Source organism: Peribacillus sp. NPDC097675, from assembly GCF_050277655.1.
Lineage (GTDB): Bacteria > Bacillota > Bacilli > Bacillales > DSM-1321 > Peribacillus.
The window spans coordinates 21741-34860 of the sequence record NZ_JBNNSK010000017.1; the positions used below are offsets into that span (position 1 = coordinate 21741).

At 39.5% G+C, this 13120-nt stretch carries 9 protein-coding genes; 1 reads left to right on the plus strand and 8 read right to left on the minus strand.

Annotation, left to right across the window (positions count from 1 at the left end):
* Window positions 1-19 precede the first annotated feature (19 nt).
* The 3 genes from essB to ACQKL5_RS19650 all read right to left on the minus strand — a co-directional run bounded on the left by essB (window position 20) and on the right by ACQKL5_RS19650 (window position 2082).
* Window positions 20-1390, minus strand: coding sequence for a type VII secretion protein EssB (gene essB / locus ACQKL5_RS19640; protein WP_427610556.1), 1371 nt, complete (start codon window positions 1388-1390; stop codon window positions 20-22).
* A gap of 69 nt (window positions 1391-1459) precedes the next feature.
* Window positions 1460-1699 (minus strand): EsaB/YukD family protein, encoded by a 240-nt coding sequence (locus ACQKL5_RS19645; RefSeq protein WP_427610597.1) that lies wholly within the window; start codon window positions 1697-1699, stop codon window positions 1460-1462.
* A 92-nt stretch (window positions 1700-1791) separates the two neighbouring features.
* Window positions 1792-2082, minus strand: coding sequence for a WXG100 family type VII secretion target (locus tag ACQKL5_RS19650; RefSeq protein WP_427610557.1), 291 nt, complete (start codon window positions 2080-2082; stop codon window positions 1792-1794).
* 685 nt (window positions 2083-2767) lie between these two features.
* On the opposite strand from ACQKL5_RS19650, the gene ACQKL5_RS19655 reads away from it, so the two are divergent.
* A complete protein-coding gene (locus tag ACQKL5_RS19655; RefSeq protein ID WP_427610558.1) occupies window positions 2768-2962 on the plus strand; it encodes a hypothetical protein in 195 nt (64 codons plus the stop codon).
* A 53-nt stretch (window positions 2963-3015) separates the two neighbouring features.
* On the opposite strand, the gene ACQKL5_RS19660 is transcribed toward ACQKL5_RS19655, so the two are convergent.
* From ACQKL5_RS19660 to ACQKL5_RS19680, 5 genes are all read right to left on the minus strand, one after another.
* Complete coding sequence (locus tag ACQKL5_RS19660; protein ID WP_427610559.1) at window positions 3016-4743, minus strand: glycine betaine ABC transporter substrate-binding protein; 1728 nt, start codon at window positions 4741-4743, stop codon at window positions 3016-3018.
* Window positions 4740-5960 carry a quaternary amine ABC transporter ATP-binding protein gene (locus ACQKL5_RS19665; protein WP_427610560.1) on the minus strand — a complete coding sequence of 407 codons (1221 nt, stop codon included), beginning with the start codon at window positions 5958-5960 and terminating at the stop codon, window positions 4740-4742. The genes ACQKL5_RS19660 and ACQKL5_RS19665 overlap by 4 nt, the downstream gene beginning before the upstream one ends.
* A gap of 1064 nt (window positions 5961-7024) precedes the next feature.
* Window positions 7025-8008, minus strand: coding sequence for a DUF305 domain-containing protein (locus tag ACQKL5_RS19670; RefSeq protein ID WP_427610561.1), 984 nt, complete (start codon window positions 8006-8008; stop codon window positions 7025-7027).
* Between the two features lie 249 nt (window positions 8009-8257).
* Complete coding sequence (locus ACQKL5_RS19675) at window positions 8258-11149, minus strand: endo-1,4-beta-xylanase (protein ID WP_427610562.1); 2892 nt, start codon at window positions 11147-11149, stop codon at window positions 8258-8260.
* Between the two features lie 362 nt (window positions 11150-11511).
* Entirely contained in the window at window positions 11512-13068 is a 1557-nt protein-coding gene (locus ACQKL5_RS19680; protein ID WP_427610563.1) for an ABC-F family ATP-binding cassette domain-containing protein, read from the minus strand.
* Window positions 13069-13120: the final 52 nt, after the last annotated feature.

Here is a 13120-nt window from a genome sequence, read left to right on the forward strand (position 1 = left end):
GCAAAGGACTCGTAAGCTCTCAATCTTTGCTATCCTCTTTCTCATTTTCTTTAGCTGATTTTCCCGAAGCTTCCTTGCTATCTTTTTTTCCTTTAGAAGCAGCCTCCTGCTTCTCTTCATCTTCTTTTATAGCCGGTTTGGCTTCCGGTTCCACTACGCTTTCTCTATTGGACTCCGTGGATGGCTGGTCTTCTTGTTCCAATAGATTGGCCTCTTCAAGCTGTTTTTGAAATTCTTCCATTTCTTTTTCATATTCTTTAAGCTCCGTATCCAATTCTTTCACTTGCGTCTCTTTTTCTTCGCCAGTCAATTTCTCATTCGATTTAATTTGTTCCTTCTGTGTTAAAAGACCATACATAATCAATTCCCGGTCTTCCATAATCCTTGCTACATTGATTGCATCCTCACTTAAGCCTCGGCCAATGTATATCCAGTAAAGAAGATATTGGCTATCGGTCTGCAAGGTAATGGCCTTTAAAATATTTTCCTTCTGAAAGTCCATCAATGATCCATGAGTAGTGACATAAGATTTGGAAAGCTCATACTGAACAACATATGGCATTTTCTCAGGATTGAAATGTTCTAATCGATCAATGACTTGGCTATATTCCTGCTTTAAAAAGTTCTCCCCACTTTCCACATAGGCCTCCTGCTTTGGATTGGAAAAGAATAATGTATAAATCGTAAAGACTACTAATGGGACTAAGATAATTCCTATTCCCCATAGAGTGTAACGCTCAATTTTCCACTTCTTTTCTGGAATATGTATAAAGGTTTTTTGTTCCTTTTCCAAAAATGCTATCCGGTTTTGAACAGACAAGGTCAGCCCTTCCCAAGTCTCCTCTGCTAAAATGCCTTGAGTTTCTTTCGATAGTTTAAGAGTTTTATGATAAAGAAGATATTGATCGAATGTATGCTGCCTATCAACAAGAGCTGCTATCGTCGATTTTGTCTCCTCAAAGAGTTGGTTCGCATCTTCCTCATATGGTGGAAGACTCTCTTTTACACCATAATGAAGGAAGTAGGGAGTAAGCCCTTGATCGAATACTAGATTCTCTGGACACACGATTACCTGTAAACGGGTTAACTCATGTCTCCTAATCTTCTTGATAATTTGATAGCAAGCCATCCACCTATTCAATGGACTTTTTTTTCCGGCCTCGTCAAAAGCAAAAAAAGAGGCTGGTGGTACAATGCTGATTTGCACCTCATCCTCTGATACTTCTATATTTTTATGAAGAACAGAATCTACTTCCTGAATCAGCTGTAATTCCAACGGATTCTGCATCGATAATTTAGCACGCTGGAAAATAAACGAATACCCATCATCATTTTTCTTCATTACAGCATCACTTTGTATTTCCAAATACGATGATTTTTTCTCACCCATTCTATGTACTCCTTTGCCCCTGCTAAAGGGCTTTAGACTTTTTTCCTATATGTAGGGCATTCCTCTTCATTAAAGGATCTCGAGCCGGTCCCCTGTCGTAATACCACTATCCACTAATGTGTCGTAACCGGAACAAACAAACTCCTTATTTTGAACCCGTACCCAATAACCATCACGCGGTGCATCCGGAATTCCTTTTACCTGCCAGACGATTTCCACAACCTTTTTGACGGATCGGTAATTGGACACTTGAAGATCGAAAACTTCCCCTGTATATCTCTTTAAATCAATTGTTAATTGAATATAAATGCCAATCACCTCTTTTAAAGCAAAAAGCGCCACAATCTACAATTAGATTCACGGCGCTTCCTCCTAAAGCCTCTATCTCAATTATTTTCTAATTATCCGCGAATTTGGCTAGCAATTTGATTATCTGTATCTTCAAGAATTTGAGCTGATTTCGTCAATTGTTGTGATACCTCATTTAATAAACGAGCCATATCATTAAATGATGGTTTTAATTCTTCATACTGACCAACGAAGGCTTGGCTTGAGGCACCTTCCCAAATACCCACTAAATGATCTCTCATTTTATCCAAACGCCCAATAATATCTGTGACTTGTTGGCTTTCGTTATCATACTGTCTAGCTACGTCCTTAAGTTCTGATGGAGTTACGCGAATTTGTGACATTTTTAAATTCCTCCCTATACGGTATTTAGTTACATTTTAATAAACCCATACAATATTTGCCATATAAATAATAGTTATACTCAAAAAATGGTAATATTTGATTATTAATACAATCCTGAATTTACCATTACAGAAGTCTAATTACCTGTTTTATACATTTATAAACCACTTTCTGTGTAAATTATATTATTTTTCCATATATTCAACTGAATAACCATCCATATACCTACTACTTTTTTCTTTATTAGGGTTTTTTCGTATTTTCCATTGTAAAAGAAGACTTTTGCACCTCCATCTTTGTTTTAATCAATCGTTTGATTAAAGAGCTAACACGGATTCAGGAGGAGATACCGGGAGGATGCTTACATATGAATCTTTCAAAAAATAAAAAAGTAGGAAAGAAAATAGTTGCTACTAAAAGAAGCTACAGCTATTTCTATTGAAGGAACACCAATAAAGGCGTTTGAAAAAAGGAGGAGTTAAATGATACGCAACCTCTCACTACTATGTAAATCCAGGAGATACGTTTGGCGCCCTCATTTAAAACTTTATCCACGTTTTGCCTTTCCCCCTATTTTAATGAAAGAATTCTCTTTATAATGAAAGCAACCTTCTCTCCATCCTAATAATGACCATGGAATAGCGGTTTTATTTTGTTTCAACAATAGCCAAGGTGGAAAAAAAGATGAAAATGTATAAGTTAACAGAAGACTTTTCCTCGATTTATAAAAAAGGAGCCAGATTCTTCGTTGTTTCCGATTCGGAGTTTATCGGTGTCAAAAGCTATGTATTACTATCTGAAGACTTGAGGGGCAAAATTGAAGTAACGGACGATGAGTTGAAGAATAAATTCGTTTCCATTAAAGTGAAGCCTGACTAGTTTATAGAACGCAAAAAAAGAGGGATTTTCATCAATGAAAATCCCTCTTTCTTTTATTTCAAGTCTTCAACAGAATCAATATCGACGTAATCTGGCACAACCAATCCATTCTTCGTTCCTTTAAGGTTTGGTCCAAGATCGATGATATCTTTTTTGTATTTATTGTAATATTCAAGATGCGTTCCTGGAAGCCATGCCGCAACAAATGCATCCGCACTTCCATTGGCTACACCAGCAAACATTGGTCCCACTTCAACTTGGCTTAATGTTACATCATAGCCATTCTTTTCGAGAACCTTGCCTATCACATTTGTACTGGCAATTTCCGTATCCCAGGCAACATACACAAGATTGATACTTTCGCCATTTCCTGCTTTTGCACCTTTTGTCCATTTAGACACTTTATCAGGATTGGCACTGATCCATTTTTCCGCTGCTTCAGATGGAGATTTCCCTCCAGCAACTTCGACCATTACATCTTCCATATCCTCTGTCTCCCAGAAGAATTGATCCAGGATTTTATAAGCGCCTGGCGCATCCTTTTCGAGTCCTTGTCGAACGATTGTATTTATGTTTTCTTCCCCGCCAAATGATCCATTTGGATCTTCAAGATATTTCAAATCATATGTCGAGAACATCCAATGCGGTGACCAACCCGTAACGATAATCGGTTCTTTCTTATCAATCGCTTTCTTCAATTCCGCAACCATCGCGGCTGAAGAACCTTCGACAAGATTCCAGTTGTCCAAATCATAATCTTCAATAGCCGTTTTAGTTAATTTCATCAAACCGGCACCCGGCTCGATACCGATAATTTGATAATTCGTCTCTTCACCAAAGCTGTTTGCATCACCTTGTATGACTTCTTCTTTCTTCAAGATCGTAAATAATGCAGCACCCACAACGAGGATAGCTATAACCGAGAAGAATACTTTCTTGCTAAGAAGCCGTCCATATGCTGGTTTACGCAGGTTTTGTGTAATGCGATCAAGAATGATGGCAATGATAACGATGGATAGGCCTGCTTCAAAGCCTTGTCCGACATTAATTTGGCTTACTGCGCGATACACTTCTGCCCCAAGCCCAGGTGCACCAACCAAGGAAGCCGTAACAACCATAGAAAGAGCAAGCATGATGCTTTGGTTAACCCCTGCCATAATCGTTGGCATGGCCAATGGCAATTGTACTTTGAATAGTTTCTGGCTGCTTGTTGAACCGAACGCGTCTGTTGCTTCGATTAAATCATTAGGTACTTCCTGAATGCCAAGACTCGTCATTCGAATCGTTGGAGCAATTGCAAAAATAAATGAAGCAATGATCCCTGGTACAACCCCTATTCCAAAGAACAGAATGGCCGGAATCAAGTAAACGAATGCAGGCATCGTTTGCATGAAATCCAGAACGGGTGTCACAATTCTCCTTACCGTCTTACTTTGTGCACTCCAGATACCGATTGGAATCCCTACCAGAATGGTGAGGAAACCTGATAATAGGACGATAGCGATCGTTTGAATGCTAGAGTCCCAATATCCTAGATTATCAATTAATAATAAACTGACCAGCGTAAATATCCCCAATGGCCATTTGCTTGTATATGCAACTATAAGCGTTAAGACAATGATTAATACGATAGATGGTCCTATACTCATCACATCTACCAAAAGGTTTAATAACCCTTCGATCGTATTCGTTATTAGAGTAAATAATCCGGAAAATGCAATTGTGATCCAGTCCACTAAAGAATCGACCCACGCGCCTAAAGGTATTTTTGGTATATTCATTGAATATCACTCTCCAACTCTGTCAATTCATTCAATGAATCTTTATTTCCTGCCAAAGCACCAATGACGGCACCACGGACAATAATCCCTTTTAATCTTCTCTTATCATCGATGACCGAAATGGGCAGGCTAGATGTTGCCATGTCATCCATAAGATTTACAAGTAGTTCATCCTCAGGAACTGTGAGGATATCCGATGACATCACTTCAGAGATCGTTTGGTCATTGCTCAATGCCTGGCGTGCTTGTTCAGCAGATACAGCGCCTAATAAAGTCTGTTTTCGATCCACGACGAAAATGCTGGAATATCCTTGTTTACGCATGATTTCAAGAGCTACCCTTGGACCGCGGTCAACAGCGATTTTCTCTGGTCGCTTCATCACATGCGATGCAGTAAGTACCTTGGACAGATCCACATCTTCAACAAACTTTTCGACAAACTCATTAGCTGGGTTCATCATAATTTGCTCCGGAGTTCCCAGTTGGATGACACTTCCATCTTTCATTAGCGCGATTCGATCCCCAATTCTTAATGCTTCATCAAGATCATGGGTAATAAAGATGATCGTCTTTTTATATTGCTCTTGAATTTCAAGCAATTCGTCCTGCATATCTTTACGGATCAACGGATCAAGCGCACTGAAGGCTTCATCCATCAATAAAACATCTGTGTCGCTTGCAAGTGCTCGTGCAAGTCCAACCCTTTGCTGCATACCTCCGCTTAGCTGTGATGGATACTGTTCTTCATAGCCTTTTAATCCAACAGCTTCAAGGGCACTCATGGCTTTTTCATGTCGGACCTTTGAATCGACTTTTTGAATTTCCAACCCGTATTCGGCATTTTCCAAAATCGTTTTATGTGGGAATAAAGCAAAGTTTTGAAATACCATACTGATTTTCTGCTGCCTTACTTTTCTTAATCGGGCGGCATTCATCTTCACTATATCTTCATTTTCAATTAAGATTTCGCCCAATGTTGGATCAATTAAACGATTGAACATCCGGATTAAAGTAGATTTCCCACTTCCGGATAACCCCATGATGACGAAGATTTCACCAGGATAAATTTCAAAATTAACATTATTCACACCAACTGTTTGGCCCGTTTCTTTCAAAATTTCTTTCTTTGTTTTGCCTTGCTTTAATAAATCTGTGGCGGCCTTTGGAGATTTCCCAAAAATTTTCGAAACATTTCTGACCTCTACATATGGCTTCATTCAGTCACCTCATTATGATGTTGTTGACCATATGATGTTCAGTTCTGCTATTTTCCTTATGATGAGTGGTTATGATTGTACTCTCTTACACTAGTTTTTCCTGTCACTTTCACACGAACGTCAAAAGGGGGAATGACGTAAATTAAGGGTCCTACGCTACACTAAATACCAAAACGCACTGAAAGTACTTAACATTCACATAATTTGTTCTGGTCATATGTGTAAATGAATTGAGTTTTTTTAGTAGAAAAAAGAGGTGCAATAGAATATATGGATAGCATATAGAGTTTTTCTTAGACCACACTAAAATATGTCCCTAATGCAGACAAAGTGGTCAAACCTAAACGGTGATTTCTGTACGAGACAATAAAACACCTTAAGAAAAACACGTTTACACGGACCAATATTCATCGCTTGATCATTTACGTGTGATTTATTGAGCATTTCAAGTAGAGAAAAAAAGGAGCAATCACAACTGAGGATAGTTGCAGAAACGGTGTATACCGACTGACATTTAAATGGTTTTTTACTTAGATTTTATTGTTCGTCCCATCCGTAGGACTAAACGTTTATCTCTAAAGTACTTAATAACCTTAACAAAGATTGAATTAAGATTCAAATGATGCGGATTACAAACCCTTAAGATGACTGTCTTAAAGGCAATGTAAATGTCCATTAATCATAAGAAGATAGATTGATGCCTCATCGCTGACATACCAGTGGATTAAGCCCTTACATAAAAAGCGTCAGAAATCATGATAAAACCGGCTTAAAAAAGTTTTTTAAAAAAGGTAAATACAACCCGAGATTTGGGTCAAGGCATACGAAAGTACTGGATAATTTTAGTGGGTAATTTGATGGAATTTCCATTCGGAAAATCAAGAGGTTTGAATCTGAAATTCATAGTAAAGCATTACTTTACCATTTGCAAAAAAGAAACCTGACTATTTTTCAAAACAGGAAAGGCTTCTCAACAGGTAACTGATGAAAAGCCTTTCCATATTTTATCTATACCCTTCTAGCTTTTCCATAGATAGTGAAGTTTTATTTCTCTAAATTGCCCATTAATTTATAGTCTTTAAAAGATTTTTCATTTCCGTAAGCTGTTTTTGTTGAGTGGTAATAATGTTCTGGAGAATGGTTTTAAGTTCAGCATTTTGAGTATACTTCAAGATATTTTGGGACATTTTGATGGCACCTTCATGATGCGGAATCATTTCTTCAAGGAAATCTTTATCGATATTTCCCGTTGGTTTGGCATTTTGCATCGACAGGATCATGGTTTGATAGATGTTATTATACGCTTTTAAGTAAGACGCCTCTGCATGTTCGTTCACTTGCGGATTCTTTTTTATTTTATCTTTAAGAGCTTCCAGTTTACCAATACCGGCAAGCTGGTCTCTTATAATGTTTGAAGCAATCATCTTGACCTCTTCATTATGGCCATATTTCAAGATATTTTCAGCCATCGATACGGCAGCCTCGTGATGCGGGATCATTTCATATAGGAAATCAAGACTGGAATCACCCGTTTTGGGAGCTTGCTCCATCCCTTTTTTCATGACTTGCAATATACTTCGATAATTATCATAATACGCTTTTTCTTCAGGTCCTTCCTTTGCCTGTGCTTGAATATTGAACATACATAAGATTAATATAAAAAATCCTATACAAGTCGTTCGAATACGCAACTTCATATATTGTTTGCCTCCTAAATTTCCGCTTATTTTATTATGCAAAATGGAGACTGAATTTATACAAACCACGTTAACCCGCTCACCTTCAAGATTGCCAAACTCTTGTTTTAAACACTCTATATCTTCATACTCTTTAGCCGCGAAGCTATCTTCACAGCCTTTTTTCATATACTCATAGAAAGGTGGTAACAAGTCTTCTTTAAATAGCCCTACTTCTTTGAATTCATATGCATAACTAGTTGGACGTGCCTTTAACACCATTTTTTTCGAACCGGCATTCGATTTGGATGCGGCTGATGGGACAGCACGTACTTTCGATGTAAGAGCCTGAGATGTTGGGTATAACTTCATACTGTTAGGATATGTAGAGAGCTATTCTTTTTAGGGAGAAATAGAATTGTAAAATCATTTAATACAATAGAAAAAGGCCTCCTATCAGTTCAATAAACTGATAGGAAGCCTTCCATTTCAAAAGCTATTTACTAAGCGTCATTTTACCTCATGCCAACCCTTCATCGAGCCCGTGCTTACAAGGGGAGCTAATCGAAAATCGTCATCAGTTGTTTATTGATCAAAGGAGGTTGTTTCCTAAGTTGCTAATTACTCCTTCACAATATAACAATTTCGAATTTTGTCGTTGCCCTTGGTCTCCACATAAACTTTATATGGTCCCACTTGATATACGTCCGTGGCATTATTCTTGATTAGTATCTCTTCAGAGAAGTTCTCCGTAGAACCATCGGAGTGCAATTCTTTAACGCTGACTTTCAGTCTGTTCTGCTTACCATTCAGTTTCTCTACCGTAGCCAACGGCGTCGCCTTGTCGACAGTGACTACCGGGAGAATTACCGCACCAAGTATTTTGGTACCATCATTGATAACGACTGCATAATTCGAGCCGGCGTCCACATCGCTACCTTTAACGCTGATCGTTGCTTTGCCTTTGGCGAATTTTGCGGTAGCTACTGAAACACCGTCCTTTACCAATACCGCTTTGGAACCGTCAGGGACTTCCGCTGTGACGGGGATTTTGGCATCCCGCTCTTTCACGATACGCTCCACCGGTGCAAGGCTAATTTTTATGCCAAGACTTTTTGAGTCTTCGTATAGATAGTTGGACACGTACTCATACAGCTTAACACGACTGTTGTCTGTATAATTTCCCAATGGCCCCGTTCCTCCTTGGCCAACGAAACCGCTTTCATTTCCATGCAGCGCATAAGTGTAATGGCTTGAACCAGTATGGGAAAATAGTGTCGTCTCGCCTGTTTTGGGGTCTATACCCGTATTAAACCATACCGCTCGATCTAGTGCACGGTCACCAATAGTTGTGTCTGTCCGTAAAGGAGCCGTATCGTCATTGCTCAAATCCCGCCACAAAATAGTGGGGGCGACAAGACCTCCGTGAACCAGACTTAACATTGTGTATCCCGTGTAGCCCTTTGCTTTTGTGAATGGTCCAGGATCGGGGCTGGCACTCTCTTTAAAGATAAATCTCATATTATCCTGAATCTGCTTCGGTTCTTTAATAATGCCGTCCTCTATAGTGACAGGAGTCCCGGCAATCCCTCGTTTGGCGTTGGTCACACCGCCAGTGGCCGGGATAGATGGTACATTCCTGTTGGTCAGGGCCAAGCTTGAGTTGGATGAGACAACAATATATGTCTTACCGGATTCGATCGTTTTGGCCAATCTCCAAAAGTTTTCCGGAGTATTGAAGTCTTTAACACGCGCCGGAATAATTGGCATCCAGTTTTGATCCCAAAGAGATTTCTTCAGGGTCAAATTTTTCAAATCATCAGGGTCTATACTCTTATCTGTTTGAATAGTGAGCCTGCCACCTGTATGTTTTGGCAAGGGCTTAAATTCCTTACTGTTGAGCATGGCTTGCTTACCGTCGTCCTTATTATAGAACGCCTGAAATAGTTTGAGTTTACTTTTACCATCACTGAAGCGGATATTGACGGAGGAGCGGAAGCCCGTATCCGAATAGTTTTGGTCCTTCTCCCATTCACCGGTCATATGTCCGAAGTTTATCGTATACTTCGTTGAAATATTCGGGTTTTCCTTCCTGGCTATCTCTACCGTCGCCACGGCTGGCTTCCCGGCACTCACCGCGCCACTTGCCGGGTTGAGTTTCACGCTGACGTCAACTTTATCGTCGTATTTATGTGCGACGTTGGCCGCAGAGAAGTCAATGCTTGACACGCCGGTTGGGACGTTAACATCAAATTCTTTTTTATCTTCTACATTGAAAACATCAGCACCGAATTTAAACGAGGTGAGCTTTGGCGGCAACTCTTCAAGCCCTAGATAGGCCTCCGGATTTATTATGGCCCAATACGCTTCTTTAGGGGCACGCTTGGAGTCGAATGGCAGCGGGTAACCCGTGCTGCGCCAGCTGTTGTTATCGGCCACACCCCAGAATGTAACGCGTTCTATATTATCGGAGTACTTTTTATATAACATGAACAGCTTGGCGTACAATACCGCTTGCTCCTTATATTGCTCTTTGGTAGGTTGAACCTCGGATGAAGTACCGTTAAATTGTACGTCGAGTTCGGTTACGCTAATCTCCAAACCTGTTTCACTGTATATCTTTAAAACTTCCTCTAAATTATTCACATTGAGTCTGAGGTTGTAATGCCCTTGTATCCCAATGCCCTCAATCAATTTCCTGCCATTTGCCTCAGGGTGTTCATTCGCGTATTTCTTGTTGAGCTCCTTGACCATTGAGGCAATTGCGATTGCTTTGTTGGGGATTTCTTCGTCGTTAAAATCATTGTAGTAGAGAATGGCGTCCGGGTCAGCCTCACGCGCGAACAAGAAGGAATCATAGATATACTCCCAACCATTACCACCGTTAGCATAAGCATCAAACCATCTGGAAGGACGTTCTATGGGATTAATGTCAGAGCGAAGCGCTTTCCGCCAGTCGGTCGGGTTTTCTGGATTATCCCTCATTGCTTCGTTAACAACATCCCAGGTGTTGAGCTTATAAGGACCCTGGCTATAGTGGCCGGCGACTGTCGAAATATACTTTTGTAAACTGGCCCGGGCCTCGGTATAATTCAAACCACTTGGTGGCCAGCCAGCCGACTGATTATGCCACGCCAACGCGTGTCCAATCGTATAGAAACCGTCAGCTTTGACTTGAGTTAACATTTTGTCGGCTGCTGTGAATGACGGATTGCCAGTTGCATTGGGCCAAATGGAGTCCGGTTTCGTAGCATTTTCAGGCGTCAGCGCATTATAGTGGAATTTCATGAAATCATACTTTGCTGAATCTGTTAAATCGCCCGGACTAACAGTATTCCCGATAAGGAAATAGTCTTTGTAGACATCTTTCAGTGACAATACCTCTTCCCTTGAAGCATCCTTAACCTCAGTCGCTGAGGCATTAGTGACCTGCATTGCGGTACCAGTAAAAAAAATCATCGTAAAAGCCAGCGTTAGAAAAAACATTGGTAGTTTTCTAGCTTTTCTCTTCAAAAAATCATTCCTTTCTTAATTTTAATTCCTCTTCTTTATGCTATTTTCCCTTACCCAATGCAGGCAAATAGTCCATACATGACATGTCCTTTTGCCTTTTCTGGGCACCAAATTTTCTCTGCATCAACGACAGTCCCATGACAGGTTCTACAATTAATTAACGGACTAGCTTCATCTCCTCTCCTGTAATTACTAGTTTATCTTGTAATCTGCATACAAATGGTAGTATTTGACACAAGAAGGCTAATCCCTTTCTTTTACCAATAATAATAAATAAAAAAAGGAAGGCCTCCCATCAGTTCAGTAAACTGATGGGAGACCTTCCACTTTAAAATGGCGACCCCAACTCGGATCGTTCAAGTTTAGATAGTTTTCGTTGTCCATGATTCTACGTCCCAAATATCTGTTACTACGTCTTGATAAAAATCAGGTTCATGAGAGATAAGGATCACGCTTCCCTTATAAGATTTTAAAGCTCGTTTTAGCTCAGCTTTTGCATCTTTATCCAAATGGTTGGTTGGCTCATCAAAAACAAGAATATTACTTTCTTGGTTAAGGAGCTTGCATAACCGGACTTTCGATTGCTCTCCACCACTTAATACGGATATTTTACTTTCAATATGTTTTCTAGTTAACCCACATCTCGCAAGAGCAGCGCGTACCTGTCCTTGGCTTAACTGAGGAAACGTATTCGATATTTCTTCGATGCACGTGTTTTGATTTTTCGTTTTCACTTCTTGTTCAAAATACCCAATATACTGATGTTCACCGCGTTCAAGTGAACCAGAAAGAGATCTTATTTCTCCGAGCATGCTGCGAAGGAGTGTAGTCTTACCAATCCCATTTGCTCCAACTAAAGCCACTTTTTGTCCACGCTCTATATATAGATTTAATGGCTTTGAAAGTGGCTCATCGTACCCAATGACAAATTCTTTCGTCTCAACAATTAATTTACCTGAGGTTCTTGCTTCTTTAAAGTTGAAATCAGGTTTTGGTCGTTCCTGTGCTATTTCAATAACATCCATTTTATCGAGTTTTTTCTGTCTCGACATGGCAAGGCTGCTGGTAGATGCCCTTGCCTTATTACGAGCTACAAAATCTTTTAAACTAGCAATTTCTGATTGTTGTCTCTTAAAGGCAGCTTCAACTTGTATTTTTTTAGCTTCATAGGCAATAAGGAAATGGTTGTAATCACCCACGTAGCGATTTAATTTCTGGTTTTCTAAATGGTAGATCACATTTGCAACGCTATTAAGAAATGGAATATCATGAGAAATTAATAAAAAAGCGTTATCGTATTCTTGCAGGTAACGTCTTAACCATTCAATGTGTTGTTCGTCTAAATAGTTTGTAGGCTCATCTAAAAGAAGAATATCTGGTTTCTCAAGTAAAAGCTTAGCTAATAAAACCTTCGTTCGTTGCCCACCGCTTAAATCATTAACATCTTTTTCTAATCCTATACCATCAAGTCCAAGACCACGTGCCACTTCGTCTACCTTAGAATCAATAATATAGAAATCATTATTTGTTAATATGTCCTGTAATGTCCCAACTTCCTCTAACAACTTTTCCATTTCTTCAGGTGTTACGTCTGAAATCTTTTCATAAATGGTATTAATATTCGTTTCAACGTCAAAGAGATATTGAAAAGCCGTTTTTAATACGTCACGGATTGTAATTCCCTTTTGTAAAACCGTATGTTGATCAAGATAACCGACTCGTTGGTGCTTTGACCACTCTATTTTTCCATCGTCAGGCTGAAGTTGCCCTGTAATGATATTCATAAACGTCGATTTACCTTCGCCATTTGCCCCAATTAAAGCTATATGTTCACCTTTTAACAAGCGGAAGGAAACATTATCAAAGATCGTACGATCGCCAAAACCGTGGTATAGGTCTGTAACCGTTAATACACTCATATATTTAACCTCATTTAAATTTCATTTTATTTTGTTTCGTTTAGTTTAGGAA